The organism is Sulfitobacter sp. HNIBRBA3233 (assembly GCF_040149665.1).
Taxonomy (GTDB): Bacteria; Pseudomonadota; Alphaproteobacteria; order Rhodobacterales; family Rhodobacteraceae; genus Sulfitobacter; species Sulfitobacter marinivivus.
The window spans coordinates 259,928-274,337 of sequence record NZ_JBEFLP010000002.1; the positions used below are offsets into that span (position 1 = coordinate 259,928).

General features: G+C 62.7%; 16 protein-coding genes. 1 reads left to right on the forward strand and 15 read right to left on the reverse strand.

The genetic code is table 11. From position 1 onward, the window contains the following. Position 1 precedes the first annotated feature (1 nt). Positions 2-736: a lysophospholipid acyltransferase family protein gene (locus tag ABMC89_RS14460; protein WP_349569707.1), complete on the forward strand. Its 735-nt coding sequence runs from the start codon at positions 2-4 to the stop codon at positions 734-736. 115 nt (positions 737-851) lie between these two features. Here ABMC89_RS14460 and lpdA read toward each other — a convergent pair whose 3' ends face one another. The 15 genes from lpdA to ABMC89_RS14535 all read right to left on the reverse strand — a co-directional run bounded on the left by lpdA (position 852) and on the right by ABMC89_RS14535 (position 14,409). Then, positions 852-2,240: a dihydrolipoyl dehydrogenase gene (lpdA, locus tag ABMC89_RS14465; protein WP_349569132.1), complete on the reverse strand. Its 1,389-nt coding sequence runs from the start codon at positions 2,238-2,240 to the stop codon at positions 852-854. Between the two features lie 73 nt (positions 2,241-2,313). Next, entirely contained in the window at positions 2,314-2,709 is a 396-nt protein-coding gene (locus ABMC89_RS14470) for an MAPEG family protein (protein ID WP_349569134.1), read from the reverse strand. After that, positions 2,709-2,972, reverse strand: coding sequence for a hypothetical protein (locus ABMC89_RS14475; RefSeq protein ID WP_349569136.1), 264 nt, complete (start codon positions 2,970-2,972; stop codon positions 2,709-2,711). The genes ABMC89_RS14470 and ABMC89_RS14475 overlap by 1 nt, the downstream gene beginning before the upstream one ends. A gap of 15 nt (positions 2,973-2,987) precedes the next feature. Next, positions 2,988-3,371, reverse strand: coding sequence for an MAPEG family protein (locus tag ABMC89_RS14480; RefSeq protein WP_349569138.1), 384 nt, complete (start codon positions 3,369-3,371; stop codon positions 2,988-2,990). Between the two features lie 54 nt (positions 3,372-3,425). Continuing rightward, entirely contained in the window at positions 3,426-4,997 is a 1,572-nt protein-coding gene (gene odhB / locus ABMC89_RS14485; protein ID WP_349569141.1) for a 2-oxoglutarate dehydrogenase complex dihydrolipoyllysine-residue succinyltransferase, read from the reverse strand. A gap of 4 nt (positions 4,998-5,001) precedes the next feature. Continuing rightward, entirely contained in the window at positions 5,002-7,956 is a 2,955-nt protein-coding gene (locus tag ABMC89_RS14490) for a 2-oxoglutarate dehydrogenase E1 component (protein ID WP_349569143.1), read from the reverse strand. Positions 7,957-8,054: 98 nt separating this feature from the next. Further along, the gene (gene sucD, locus ABMC89_RS14495) at positions 8,055-8,942 is read right to left on the reverse strand and encodes a succinate--CoA ligase subunit alpha (RefSeq protein ID WP_349569145.1); all 888 of its coding nucleotides are present in this window, start codon (positions 8,940-8,942) and stop codon (positions 8,055-8,057) included. Positions 8,943-9,045: 103 nt separating this feature from the next. Next, positions 9,046-9,708 carry a hypothetical protein gene (locus ABMC89_RS14500; protein WP_349569147.1) on the reverse strand — a complete coding sequence of 221 codons (663 nt, stop codon included), beginning with the start codon at positions 9,706-9,708 and terminating at the stop codon, positions 9,046-9,048. Continuing rightward, complete coding sequence (locus ABMC89_RS14505; RefSeq protein ID WP_349569149.1) at positions 9,708-10,226, reverse strand: succinyl-CoA synthetase subunit beta; 519 nt, start codon at positions 10,224-10,226, stop codon at positions 9,708-9,710. The genes ABMC89_RS14500 and ABMC89_RS14505 overlap by 1 nt, the downstream gene beginning before the upstream one ends. After that, on the reverse strand, positions 10,226-10,537 hold the full coding sequence (locus tag ABMC89_RS14510; RefSeq protein WP_349569151.1) for a hypothetical protein: 312 nt from the start codon (positions 10,535-10,537) through the stop codon (positions 10,226-10,228). The genes ABMC89_RS14505 and ABMC89_RS14510 overlap by 1 nt, the downstream gene beginning before the upstream one ends. 73 nt (positions 10,538-10,610) lie before the next feature. Continuing rightward, entirely contained in the window at positions 10,611-11,804 is a 1,194-nt protein-coding gene (gene sucC / locus ABMC89_RS14515; protein WP_349569153.1) for an ADP-forming succinate--CoA ligase subunit beta, read from the reverse strand. Positions 11,805-12,066: 262 nt separating this feature from the next. Beyond that, positions 12,067-12,507 (reverse strand): universal stress protein, encoded by a 441-nt coding sequence (locus ABMC89_RS14520; RefSeq protein WP_349569155.1) that lies wholly within the window; start codon positions 12,505-12,507, stop codon positions 12,067-12,069. Between the two features lie 94 nt (positions 12,508-12,601). Beyond that, a complete protein-coding gene (locus ABMC89_RS14525; RefSeq protein WP_349569157.1) occupies positions 12,602-13,636 on the reverse strand; it encodes a MaoC family dehydratase in 1,035 nt (344 codons plus the stop codon). A 2-nt stretch (positions 13,637-13,638) separates the two neighbouring features. Beyond that, a complete protein-coding gene (locus ABMC89_RS14530; RefSeq protein WP_349569159.1) occupies positions 13,639-13,842 on the reverse strand; it encodes a DUF1737 domain-containing protein in 204 nt (67 codons plus the stop codon). A 12-nt stretch (positions 13,843-13,854) separates the two neighbouring features. Further along, entirely contained in the window at positions 13,855-14,409 is a 555-nt protein-coding gene (locus ABMC89_RS14535; protein ID WP_349569161.1) for an NnrU family protein, read from the reverse strand. Between the last annotated feature and the right edge of the window lies 1 nt (position 14,410).

Consider the following 14,410-nt stretch of genomic DNA (forward strand, 5'->3'; position numbering starts at 1 on the left):
CATCTTGCAATGGATCCGGTCGATCCTGTTCTCGCTCAACGCGACGCTGTCGATGCCGGTCATCGGGCTGGCCTACGCGCCTTGGGCCATGTTCTCGAAGCGCGGCGCCTACGCTGGTTGTCGGGCCTACGCGCGGTATGTGATGTGGTCCGCGCGCTGGATGGTCGGGCTGCGCTGCGAAATACGCGGTGACATTCCGCAGGGCGAGACGTTGATCGCGGCCAAGCACCAGTCGTTTCTCGACATCATCATGATCTACAATGCGCTGCCGCTGCCCAAGTTCATCATGAAGAACCAGTTGAAATGGGCCCCCGTGATCGGCCAGTACGTCAAGCGGATGGAGATGATCTTTGTCGACAGGGGCAAGCGCGGCCGCGCGATCCAGAAGATGGTGGAGGAGGTCGAGGCAGGCCGCCGCGAGCCGGGACAGATCGTCATCTACAGCCAGGGCACGCGGGTCCGTCCTGGCCTGAAGGTCCCCTACAAGGTCGGTACCGCTGCGCTTTACGACCAGCTGGGCCAGAAGTGCGTGCCGGCGGCGACCAATGCAGGGGTTTTCTGGCCGCGCCGCGGATTGTTCCGTCGGCCCGGCGTGGCGGTTGTGGAGTTTCTGGAGCCGATCGAGCCGGGCCTGCCGAAAGCCGAGTTCATGCGGCTGCTGGAGAACCGCGTCGAAGAGGCGTCCGACCGGCTGCTGGCCGAAACCAATGTCGCGCATCTCTATACGCCGGAGTGATCCGGTCGCTGCGCGGTGCGCCCTTTAGCGCCTGATCTGCATAACCCGCCTGAACGAATAAGCCGGACCCATCAGATGGGCCCGGCTTTGTCTGTGCCTGCGTGGGCACCACCGCTTACATGTGGATCGGACCGTCACCACAGGCCAGAGCGGCCTCCCGCACGGCTTCGGAATAGGTCGGGTGGGCGTGGCAGGTCATCGCAAGATCCTGCGCCGAGGCGCCGAATTCCATCGCGACGCAGACCTCATGGATCAGATCGCCCGCCGCCGGACCTATGATGTGGCATCCCAGGATCCGGTCGGTTTCCTTGTCGGCCAGCATTTTCACAAAGCCGTCGCCCGAGAAATTTGCCTTGGCGCGGGCGTTGCCCATGAAGGAAAACTTGCCGACCTTATAGTCACGGCCCGCTTCTTTCAGTTGCTCTTCGGTCATGCCGACGTTGGCGACTTCGGGGTGGGTATAGATCACACCGGGGATCACGCCGTAGTTTACGTGCCCGTGCTGACCGGCGATCTGTTCGGCCACGGCCATGCCTTCGTCCTCGGCCTTGTGGGCCAGCATCGGGCCTTCGATCACGTCGCCGATGGCATATACCCCGTCGACTGACGTGCGCCACTGATCGTTGACCTGGATTTGCCCGCGCTTCGTCATGATCATGTCGAGCGCGTCCAGACCCAGCCCCTCGACATAGGGTTTGCGCCCGGTGGCAACGAGCACGGTATCGGCGTCCAGCGTGTGTTCGCTGTCATCCTTGCGCAGCTTGTAGGTCACCTTGGCCTTCTGCTTGGTCGCTTCGGTCGATTGCACGGCTGCGCCGAGGATGAATTCCAGCCCCTGCTTCTTCAGGGTTTTCTGGAACTGCTTGCTGATCTCCGCGTCCATGCCGGGGGTGATATGATCGAGGTACTCGATCACCTTCACCTCGGAGCCGAGCCGCGCGTAGACGGAGCCGAGCTCAAGCCCGATCACGCCCGCGCCGATGACAACCATCTTCTTTGGCACCTTGCCCAGCGACAGCCCGCCGGTGGAGCTGACCACGACTTTCTCGTCGATCTCGACGCCGGGCAGGGTTGCTGGTTCGGACCCGGAGGCGATGACGATGTTCTTCGCCTCGTGGATCTCGTCGCCGACCTTGACCTTGCCCGCTTCGGGGATGCTGGCCCAGCCCTTGATCCAGTCGACCTTGTTCTTCTTGAACAGGAATTCGATGCCGCCGGTGTTGCTGTCGATGGTGGACTGTTTGTATTTCTGCATCTGCTGCCAGTCGACCGAGGGGCTTTTGCCCTTCAGGCCCATTTCGGCAAAGTTGTGTTCCGCCTCGTGCAGCATGTGGCTGGCGTGCAGCAGCGCCTTCGACGGGATGCACCCGATGTTGAGGCAGGTGCCGCCCAGTGTTTCGCGCCCCTCGACGCAGGCGGTTTTCAGGCCCAGTTGCGCGCAGCGGATGGCGCAGACGTAGCCGCCGGGGCCGGAACCGATGATGATGACGTCATATGCGGACATAGGGTCCTCCTTGGACAGTATTTCGGTGGTGCGGGCGGCAAATGCGGATCGCGGGCCGCCCCCTACCGTTTGGTCAGAAAAGTGCTGCGAGCAGCATAATGAGCGTAGCGAAGAATCCCACCATCCAGATCAGCGAGCGCCAGGGGCGCAGGCCGAAGGCATAGGCAGGCACATAAAGGACCCGCGCGACCAGATACGCCCAGGCGCAAGCGGCGGTCAGTGCGGTATTCTGTCCCGACATCTGCACCACACCGACGGCGATGGCGAAAAGGATCAGCCCCTCGAAATGGTTGTCGAAGGCCCGGCCCAGCCGCGCGGTTTTGTCCGAGAGGCTGCGGGACGGATCGCGGTCGCGCGCCGACATGGTATAGCCCGGGCCAAGCTCGCGATTTGCCGGCACAGCATAAAGCGCGAACTGCACGCATTGCAGCAGCGCCGCGAGCGTAAGTGCGGTCAGTTCAGCGGTCATCAGGCGGTCTCGATGAAGTAGTAGCTTTCGTCGCTGACGGTGCCGCCGTCGTCGCCCTTCAGCGCGTCCGAGCGTTTGATCCACGCCTGCGCGCGGTCGCGGTCGTTGACCGACAGCAGAACGAAAGCGTGGCTGGTGCTGTCGGCGTCACGCCAGATTTGCAGCACGCCCAGTCCGGCGTCCCGTCGCGCCTCGTGATCCGCGTCGAACGCCGTTTTCCATTTGGTGAAATCGCTCACCTCGAAGTGGCAGATCATTTGCATGGGTCGGACCTTCCGTTACAGGGCAAGCAGATAGAGCGACACGGTGGCGGCAAAACCGGCAGCCCAGGCGAGGGTGCGCACGCCGGTGATCGCGAAGGCGTAAGCGGGCAGATAGATCAGGCGCGCGATGAAGAACACCGTGGCGGCCAGCGTGGACGCGGGGGTGGATTGGTCGGTGACAAGGATCAGCAGCACAGCAGGTGCGAACAGCGCCATTGCGGTGATGGCATTGTTCAGCGCACGGTTCAGCCGCGCGGCAACGCCCTTGACGGGGCGCTGTTCATCGCGCGCGCCCATCAGGTACGCGATGCCCAGCTGACCGAGCGATCCGGTTGCCTGCCAGACGACAGTAAGTGCGGTAAGAAGGCCGTAGGCGACGAGAGCTTCGAGTTCGGTCATGGTACAGGAGCCTTTCGGGGTGAAGAGGCAGGCCAAAGGCCCGCCCCTGACAGGTTACAGATCCATCAACAGACGCCGTGGATCTTCCAGCGCTTCCTTGACCCGGACCAAGAAGGTCACGGCGCCTTTGCCGTCCACGATACGGTGATCGTAGCTGAGTGCTAGGTACATCATCGGACGGATCACGACCTCTCCGTTGATCGCCATCGGGCGGTCCTGAATCTTGTGCATGCCCAGAATACCGGACTGCGGCGGGTTCAGGATCGGCGAGGACATGAGCGAGCCGTAGACACCGCCGTTGGAGATGGTGAAGGTGCCGCCCTGCATTTCGGCCATGCTGAGCTTGCCGTCGCGGGCGCGCGCGCCCTTGTCGGCGATCGCTTTTTCGATCTCGGCAAAGGACATGGAATCCGCGTCGCGGATCACCGGCACAACAAGCCCCTGCGGGGTGCCCGCAGCGATGCCCATGTGGACGAAGTTCTTGTAAACCACATCGGTGCCGTCGATCTCGGCGTTGACCTCGGGAACCTCGCGCAGCGCGTGGCAGCAGGCCTTGGTGAAGAAGGACATGAAGCCCAGCTTCACGCCGTGCTTCTTCAGGAACAGGTCCTTGTACTCGTTGCGCAGCGCCATGACCTCGGTCATGTCGACCTCGTTGTAGGTGGTCAGCATCGCGGCGGTGTTCTGGCTGTCCTTCAGGCGCTTGGCGATGGTCTGGCGCAGGCGGGTCATCTTTACCCGTTCCTCGCGGCTTTCATCATCGGCCGAAACCGGCGCGCGGGGCGCTTGGGCAGGTGCCGCTGCGGGGGCGGATTTGCCGGCTTCCAGTGCCTTGGCCACGTCCTCTTTCATGATGCGGCCGTCGCGGCCCGTGCCGGTGACGTCATCGCGGCTCAGTCCCGCTTCGGCCATCGCTTTCTTGGCCGAGGGAGCATCCTCGATATCCTTGCCGCTGCTTTCCGACTTCTTGGCGGCCGGGGCGGGGGCTTCTTCGTGGGCGGGGGCCGATGCCTTGGCACCGTCGCCCGAGCTGATCACGGCGAGCTTTGCCGATGCCTCGACGGTGCTGCCTTCCTCGGCGAGGATTTCGGTCAGCGTCCCCGCGGCTGGGGCGGGTACCTCGACCGAAACCTTGTCGGTTTCAAGCTCGCAGAGCATTTCGTCCTGCGCAACGGTGTCGCCGACTTTCTTGAACCATGTGCTCACGGTCGCCTCGGAGACGCTTTCGCCGAGGGTCGGAACCATGACATCGACGTCGCTGCCGCCGGATCCACCTTCATCGGCGTGCGCCGTATCTTCGCCCTCGACGGCGTCGCGGGGGGCTTGGCCCTTGGCGTCGTCCTCACGGGCGGCTTCCTTGGCTTTCGGGGCCGCGTCGCTGCCGCTGTCGCCTTCGGCAACGGTGGCAAGCAGCGCATCGACGCCGACGGTTTCGCCTTCCTGCGCGATGATGTCTTCAAGCTTGCCTGCAACCGGCGACGGAACTTCGACGGTGACCTTGTCGGTTTCCAGTTCGCACAGCATTTCGTCGACGGCGACGGTATCGCCGGGCTTCTTGAACCATGTGGCAACGGTGGCTTCGGTTACGGATTCGCCCAGTGTGGGCACGCGGACTTCGCTACTCATCGGTTCAGGATCCTTTGATTGTCAGCGCTTCATTCACGAGCGCTTCTTGTTGTGCTTTGTGCTGGCTGGCCAGACCTGTCGCCGGAGAGGCCGCAGTGGCACGGCCAGCATAGATGGGACGGGTCTGTTTGGCGCCAATGCGCTCCAGCACCCATTCGAGGTTGGGTTCGATGAAGGTCCAGGCGCCCTGGTTCTTAGGCTCTTCCTGGCACCAGACCATTTCCGCGTTCTTGAACCGCTCCAGCTCTTTCACGGCAGATTGCGCCGGGAAGGGATAGAACTGCTCGAAGCGCAGAAGGTAGACATCGTCGATCCCGCGCGCATCGCGTTCTTCCAGAAGGTCGTAGTAGACCTTGCCCGAACACATCACGACGCGCTTGATCTTGTCATCCGCGACCAGCGTGGTGTCGGAGTTGCCCTGCTGGGCATCGTCCCAGAGCACGCGGTGGAAGGACGAGCCGGTGGTAAACTCCTCGGCCTTGCTGACCGCTAGCTTGTGACGCAGCAGCGATTTCGGCGTCATCAACATCAGCGGTTTGCGGTAGTCGCGGTGCAGCTGGCGGCGCAGGATGTGGAAATAGTTCGCGGGCGTGGTGCAGTTTGCCACGATCCAGTTGTCGCCGCCGCACATTGTCAGGAACCGCTCCAACCGGGCGGATGAGTGTTCGGGGCCCTGTCCCTCGTAGCCGTGGGGCATGAGGCATACGAGGCCCGACATCCGCAGCCATTTGCTTTCGCCGGAGCTGATGAACTGGTCGAACATGATCTGCGCGCCGTTGGCGAAATCGCCGAACTGTGCTTCCCAGAGCGTCAGGGCGTTGGGCTCGGCGAGACTGTAGCCGTATTCGAATCCCAGAACCGCGTATTCGCTGAGCATCGAGTCGATGACTTCGTATTCGGCCTGACCCTTGCGGATGTTGTTGAGCGGGTAATACCGCTCCTCGGTTTCCTGATTGATCAGGGCCGAGTGCCGCTGGCTGAACGTGCCGCGTGCGGAATCCTGCCCCGAGAGGCGCACCTTGTAGCCTTCGGTCAGGAGCGAACCGAAGGCGAGCGCCTCGGCGGTGGCCCAGTCAAAGCCTTCGCCGCTTTCGAACATCTTGGCCTTCGCCTCCATCAGGCGGCTGACCGTCTTGTGAACGGGGTAATCATCGGGAACCGTGCTGAGCGCGCGTCCGACATCCTCGAGCGTTTCGGGCTTGATCGCCGTTTCGCCACGTTCGTAGCGTTCGCCTTCGCGATCGAGGTGGGACCATTTCCCGTCGAGCCAGTCGGCCTTGTTCGGGCGGTATTCCTTGCCGGCTTCGAATTCGTCGGCCATGCGCGCCTGAAACTGCGCCTTCATGTCCTCGATCTCGCCCTCGGGGATCAAGCCGTCCTTGACCAGACGGTCTGTGTAAAGCGTCAGTGTCGTCTTCTGCTTCTTGATCTTCTTGTACATCAGGGGGTTTGTGAACATCGGTTCGTCCCCCTCGTTGTGGCCGAAGCGGCGGTAGCAGATCAGATCGATCACCACGTCCTTGTGGAACTTCTGGCGGAACTCAGTCGCGACCTTGGCGGCGTGCACCACGGCTTCGGGATCGTCACCGTTGACGTGGAAAATCGGTGCCTCGACCACCAGCGCGTTGTCGGTGGGGTAGGGCGAGGACCGCGAGAAATGCGGCGCGGTGGTGAACCCGATCTGGTTGTTCACAACGATGTGCATGGTGCCGCCGGTCTTGTGGCCGCGCAGGCCCGAGAGCGCGAAACATTCCGCAACAACGCCCTGACCGGCAAACGCCGCATCGCCGTGCAGCAGCAAGGGCATCACGGCTGTGCGGTCCTTGTCGTTCAACTGGTCCTGCTTGGCGCGGGCCTTGCCCAGCACCACGGGGTTCACCGCCTCGAGGTGCGAGGGGTTCGCGGTCAGGCTGAGGTGCACGGTATTGCCGTCGAATTCACGGTCCGACGACGCCCCGAGGTGGTATTTCACATCGCCCGATCCATCGACATCCTCGGGCTTGAAGCTGCCGCCCTGGAATTCGTTGAAGATCGCGCGGTAGGGTTTTTGCATCACGTTGGCGAGCACCGAAAGACGGCCACGGTGGGGCATCCCCACCACGATATCCTTCAGACCAAGCTGTCCGCCGCGCTTGATGATCTGCTCCATCGCGGGGATCAGGCTTTCGCCGCCATCAAGGCCGAAGCGCTTCGTGCCCATGTATTTGACGTGCAGGTATTTCTCGAACCCTTCCGCCTCGACCAGCTTGTTCAGGATCGCCTTGCGGCCCTCGCGGGTGAAATGGATTTCCTTGCCGTAGCCTTCGATCCGCTCTTTCAGCCACGCGGCCTGTTCTGGGTCCGAAATATGCATGTATTGCAGCGCAAACGTGCCGCAGTAGGTGGTTTTCAGAATGTCGACGATCTGGCGCATGCTGGCCACCTGAAGGCCCAACACATTGTCGATGAAGATCGGGCGGTCCATGTCGCCATCGGCAAAGCCGTAGGATTTCGGGTCGAGCTCGTCATAGGTCTTCGTCTCGCGCATGCCCAGCGGATCCAGATCGGCGGCCAGATGGCCCCGGATACGGTAGGCGCGGATGATCATCAGGGCGCGGATACTGTCGAGAACGGCGCGCTTGATCTGGTCGTCGGAGACCTCGACGCCCTTTTCCTTTGCCTTCTCGGCAATCTTGTTTCCGGCGGCCTTCGCCTCGACCGGCCATTCGCCGGTCAGCGCGGCGGTCAGATCGTCGCCCGGCATGGGCGGCCAGTCGGTGCGCGCCCAGCTTGGCCCCGAGGCTTCGGCCTTGACCTGTTTTTCCTCGTCGCCCAGTTGGCGGAAGAATTCCTGCCACGCCTCGTCGACCGCACTGGGGTCACTGGCATAGCGCGCGTACATCTGTTCCAGATACTCGGCGTTATGGCCTTGCATGAAAGAGGATGCGTGGAACTGGTCGTTTGCAGGTTGGTCGGTCATTGTGAGGCCTCGCTCGAGATCACGGAACGGTTGGAGGTCGCAGCGCGCGGGGAGCCCCGCGCGCGTCAGGACGGGCCAAGGCCCGCCTTGTGAGGCGCTCAGGCCTTTTCGATGGCTGCTTTCACAGCTTCGCCCAGTGTGGCGGGGCTATCGGCCACCACGATGCCCGCTTCGCGCATCGCTTCGATCTTGCTTTCCGCGTCGCCCTTGCCACCGGCAACGATCGCGCCTGCGTGGCCCATGCGGCGGCCCGGAGGGGCGGTGCGGCCCGCGATGAAACCGGCGGTGGGTTTCCAGCGGCCCTTCTTGCGTTCGTCGGCAAGGAACTGCGCGGCCTCTTCCTCGGCGGTGCCGCCGATTTCACCGATCATGATGATCGAATGGGTTTCGTCGTCGGCGAGGAACATCTCGAGAATGTCGATATGCTCGGACCCTTTGATCGGGTCACCGCCGATACCCACCGCGGAAGATTGGCCGTAGCCGAGGTCTGTCGTCTGTTTCACAGCCTCGTAGGTAAGCGTGCCGGAGCGCGAGACAACACCGCAGGTGCCGCGTTTGTGGATATGGCCGGGCATGATGCCGATCTTGCAGGCGTCTGGCGTGATGACGCCGGGGCAGTTCGGCCCGATCAGGCGCGACTTCGACCCTTCGAGGGCGCGCTGCACCTTCATCATGTCGAGCACCGGAATGCCTTCGGTGATGCAGACGATCAGCTCCATCTCGGCGTCGATCGCTTCCAGAATGGAGTCGGCGGCGAATGGGGGCGGCACGTAGATCACGGATGCATTCGCTTCGGTCTTTGCCTTGGCTTCATGCACCGAATTGTAGACCGGCAGGTCAAGGTGCGTCTGTCCGCCCTTGCCCGGGGTGACGCCGCCGACCATCTTCGTGCCGTAGGCGATGGCCTGTTCGGTGTGGAATGTGCCCTGCGAGCCGGTGAGGCCCTGACAGATGACTTTGGTGTTTTCGTTGACGAGTACGGCCATAGTCTTGGGTGCTTTCTCTTAGTTCAATTCAAGTCTGCGTAGATGCGCGGTGAGGATGGCGTCGCCCGTCCGGGCAACGCGCAAAGGGAGCGGGGAGGGCCATTCAAAACTGCGCTCCTGCGTATTTCTGGGCCGCGAGAATGATCGCGATTGCGAACATCACCGGAATGCCGAGTTCGCCGACCTCCTCGATCACCGACAGGTTGCGGTTCAGCGCATCGCTGATCCGGATGCCGAAAGGTTCGAGTTTGCGGGCGAGCCCGTCGATGGCCTTGTAGAAGAAGATGAAGGCGATGCCAGCCGCCGTGGCGATGGACGCGCGGTCGCGGCTGCGCAGGCCGGACAAGAAGGGACCCGTTTCGCGCAGCAGCAGCATCAGAACGGTCGCGATGATCGCGGCCAGCAGCAGGCCGGAGACAATCACCTCGGTCAACGGAACGCCATCGCCGAGATACTGGCTGGATTTGAAAAGGCCCTTGGTAAAGGGGATCTTGTCGAGATCGAGTTCGCGTGCCGCGAATACGGCAAGCAGGACCGGAAAATAGAATCTGCGACGCACCATGCCGGCGGGCCAGAGCCAGAAGAGAAGCGCTATGCAGACGCCATAGCCGAGCGCCGATGCGCTCTCGATCATGCCCCCCTCCATCAGCAGAACCGCCTGAGAGGGTTCGGACAGCAGCGCCACACCGAGCATCCGCGCGAAGATCAGCAGCAGTGCAGCGGCGATCAGCGCGTCGGCTCGGAAGGAAGGGAAGGCCGGGCGCATCACGGGCGCACCCCGTTCGGCAGCGGGTCCAGCCGTTCAACATTGAGATAGGTCTCGGTCCCGTGGGGGCCGGGGCGGGTGCCGACCTGCACCACCGCGATGCGGCGGGGGTTTAGCAGCCGCGCGGCGACAAAGGCGCTGGTGTCGAGCGCGGGAAACCCCGCGGGCACGTCTGTTTCGGCGGTAATTCCCTCGCGCGACAGGCCCGATGCGACAGCTGCGATCCCTGCGTCCGTGGCGGTGCCATCGAAGGCGACCTCGCAACGGCGGTCGGTGCCGGGCGTCGCCGGGCGGCCCGCCGGAGGCGACGGCTCCGCCGAAGAGAAGGGCCGCGTGTCGTAAAAATCAATCCGCACGCCCTCTGACGAAAGGGCATCCTGCGCCGTCTCGGCGGTCAGGTACGGGCTGAAACAATGGTCGGCGAAAGCCTGCAACGCCGCCGCATCCGCACGCACGCCGCCCGCGATCCCCAATGACAGGGCGCAGGTCGTCAGGCAGAGGCGGCGGAGGGAATGCATCAGAACAGCGACTCTTCGTCCTCGACCAGCTCGTCGAGCGCACGCATCAGGATCAGGGACGCGCCGACGATCATCAGGGACCGTGCCACGGAACGAGTCAGGTTGCGCGGCATGATGGCGGCAATGCCGTCGCGCGCCTTGCGGGCGGCACGGCGTGCACCGCGGTCGCGGTGGGGGCGATCGCTATCGGCTTCGGGCAGGTCCAGCGCGCCCGGCTGCCAGTTCCGCAACAGCACTGCCGTGCCCAAAAGAGCAATACCCGCAATCACGGGCGAGGAAGGGAAGGGGGTATGATGATCGGGGTCCAACATCGCGATGGCTCCTTAAGCTGCGTGTCGATGGCAAGACAGCGCGGCGCACACCCAGGCGCGCCGCGCCATTGTCTCAGCCCTTGACCGCTTTCACGATCTTCTCGGCACCGTCCTTCAGATCGTCGGCGGCAATCACGTCGAGGCCGGAATTGTTGATAATGGCCTTGCCCTCTTCGACCTTCGTGCCTTCGAGGCGAACCACCAGCGGCACCTTGAGGCCAACTTCCTTCACCGCTGCGACCACGCCTTCGGCGATGACGTCACACCGCATGATGCCGCCGAAGATGTTCACGAGGATGCCTTTGACGTTCTCGTCCGACGTGATGATCTTGAACGCTTCGGTAACTTTCTCTTTCGTGGCGCCACCGCCCACGTCGAGGAAGTTCGCAGGCTCCGCGCCATAAAGCTTGATGATGTCCATCGTCGCCATCGCGAGGCCCGCACCGTTGACCATGCAGCCGATTTCACCGTCGAGCGCGATGTAGTTCAGGTCGTACTTCGACGCTTCAAGCTCTTTGGGGTCTTCTTCGGTCGTGTCGCGCAGTTCCGCGATATCGCCGTGGCGGTAAATCGCGTTGCCGTCAAAGCTGACCTTGGCGTCCAGCACCTTGAGGTCGCCGCCGTCGGTCACGATCAGCGGGTTGATTTCCAGCATTTCCATGTCTTTTTCGATGAACGCTTTGTAGAGCGTGCCCATCAGGCCGACGCACTGCTTCACGGCCTTTCCCTCGAGACCCAGCGCAAAAGCGATTCGGCGGCCGTGGAACGGCTGGAAACCGGTCGCCGGATCGACGGAGAAGCTCACGATCTTTTCCGGAGTGGATGCGGCGACTTCCTCGATGTCCATGCCACCCTCGGTCGAGCAGACAAAGCCCACGCGCGATGTCTGGCGGTCCACCAGCAGTGCGAGGTACAATTCGGTCTCGATGCCGGAACCGTCCTCGATGTAGACGCGGTTGACCTGCTTGCCCGCTGGGCCGGTCTGATGCGTGACGAGCGTGCGGCCAAGCATCTTTTTCGCTTCTTCCGCAGCCTCTTCGACGGATTTGGTCAGACGAACGCCGCCTGCTTCGCCGGCATCGGCTTCCTTGAACTTGCCCTTGCCGCGACCGCCCGCGTGGATCTGCGCCTTGACCACCCAAAGCGGCCCATCGAGTTCGCCTGCCGCGTTCTTTGCGTTTTCGGCTTTCAGTACGACACGCCCGTCAGAGACTGGAGCGCCATAGCTGCGCAGGAGGGCTTTGGCCTGGTATTCGTGGATGTTCATTTGGAAACGGTCCCGTTTGTGGTGGGCAGGGCGCAGATATGCGCCCTTCTAGGAATTGCTCGTGCAGCAGTTTCCAGCACTTCTCGGGAATATCCAGCCCAAAGCGACATTTGTGATCACACACCCAAAACGTGTGATCACAAAACCAACGATTTTCGTGGACATGTAAGATTTGTCAGAAGTTTTGCACATCTTGACGATAAATGCACTTGGCAGCGGCCATACGTTTCGGTGCGTTGCCGCAGAATGCTTCTGAGCCACTTTAGACGACAGTCAGACAGGCGCAGGTTGCTCGGTGGGCCACCGCGTGGCTGATCGACCCCAGCACGAGAGCTTTTACCGCGCCCAGCCCGCGCCTGCCCATTACGATCAGGTCCGCATCAATGTCTTTTGCAGTCGCCAGTATGTAATCCGCGGGCGCGCCGTGCCCGACATGCGCGCCCTTGACGCGCACGCCATGTGCGTCGGCGGCGGTGCGGACCCTTTCGATCATCTTGGCGCCGACTGCGTCGTATTCCGCCTGCGTCGGCGGTGTGCCCAGCTGGCTGACGTAGGGGCCCAAAACGACAGGCGGGGTATCCAGCTGCGGTGTATGTACCACATGCAGATCGGCACCGAGCGCATTCGACAAACCCGCCGCAGTCGCAAGCGCGGCTTCGGCGTGGTCCGAGCCATCGTAGGCTAACAGGATTTTCCGGAACATTACGTATCTCCTCTGGTGTGTGAGGATCAGGGTAATGTGCTGGCGATCCTGTGCCTTGACCCAGATCAAGGCGGGCTTCGGCCTCAGGTCGGCCTCAGGTCGGCATCAGCGCCCAGTAGTCGAGATCGAGCAGCACATCGGAGAGATATTTGCCATCCTCGCCGCGCAGCGCAAAGGGCGCGCCGCCCTTGGTCGCCACAAGCCGCAGGCGGATCGCGCCAACGCCGGGTGCGGGAGTTTCGGCAATCTCCAGCACTTCCGACCACGCGCGTACCGTATCCCCGGCGAGGCAGGGATTCGCATGTGCGCCACCGTTGAGGCCGACGATCATCTGTGCGTTTGCCAGACCGTTGAACGACAGGGCCCGCGCCATCGAAATCACGTGTCCGCCATAGATCAGGCGGCTGCCGTCGGGGCGGGCGGAGGTATCGAAATGAACCTTCGCGGTGTTCTGCCACAGCCGCGTGGCCATCATGTGCTCGGCCTCTTCGATGGTTACACCGTCGACGTGGTCGATCGTTTCGCCCACCGCGTAGTCGCCCAGCCGGTGCGGCTCTCCTGCCAGATCGAAATCGTAGTTGGTGAAATCGAGTCCTTCGGGAATGACCAGATCGGCGGCTGCAATGGCATCCGGCAGGTCGGGCACAACCGTTTCGGGGGCAGGGGCGTCGGCATCGCGTTTGCGGACCATGACCCAGCGCACATACTCCAGAACCGTGTCGCCGCTCTGATTCAGGCCGGTGGTGCGCACGTAGACGACGCCGGTGCGACCGTTCGAATTCTGCTTCAGCCCGATCACTTCGGATCGGCTACGCAGCGTGTCACCGGCGAAGACGGGTTTCAGCCAGCGCCCCTGCGCGTAGCCCAGATTGGCCACGGCATTGAGCGACACGTCCGGAACGGTTTTCCCGAACACGGTGTGAAAGGCGATCAGATCGTCGAGAGGGCTGCCGGGCAGGCCGCACGATTGGGCGAAAGCGTCGGATGAATAGAGCGCATGGCGGGCGGGATAGAGCGCGTGATAAAGCGCGCGTTCGCCGTTCCCCAATGTGCGCGGCACCGCATGGTCGATGACCTGACCGACAGCGTAGTCCTCGAAAAACCGGCCTGCGTTTGTCTTGCTCGCCATGCTCAATGTGCCCCCAGTTTGGTGTCGGGTGTGTAGGTGCCGTCGACCTCTTTGGTGACGGCCTGACCGCAGCGCATCACGCCTGCCGCGTGGTCCCACGTTTGCGTCGGTGTGCCGTAAAGCTCCCAGCCCTTGTTCAGCGCATCGGTAACCTTATGGCAAAAAGCGGATGTATCCTCTTCTGAGAGGAAGCGGTAAAGTTTCATTTTGTCAGACCTTTAGGCGAAGGGGGACACGCCAAGCGCGTAGTGGACCGATGTGATGAGCACCAGAAGAACGACGGTGATGATCGCCAGACGCACGTAGGTGCGCGCGCCCGCCGGTTGCGGTGGTGTCCAGTCGGGCTCGGTGCGGTTGATCACGATAACCTCGGCCACGGCCCAGGCCAGAAGCCCGCCGAACAGCACGATCGACGCCAGATCGCCGTTGACCAGCAGATGCGCGAACGCCCAGATCTTGAACCCCAGCAATTGTGGGTGGCGGGTTTTGTAGGCGGGCCAGGCCTTGGCCCCCTTGGCCGCGCTCGATCCGTAGACCCACAGGGCCACGACCATCAGCAGGTTGTTGACATGCACAAGAAACGCGGGAGGCGTCCAGACGGGAATGAATTCGGCCCAGCGGTAGCCGAAGATCATCAGCAACAGCGCCAGCACGATGGCCCCCGCGACCGCGCCTTTGCCTGCATTGCCAAGGCGCGACCGCGCCTGCGGTGCCAGACGCCGGAAGAAATGTGCGAGGGTCCACAGAAGCAGGCCGAGGATGAGAAGGGTCATG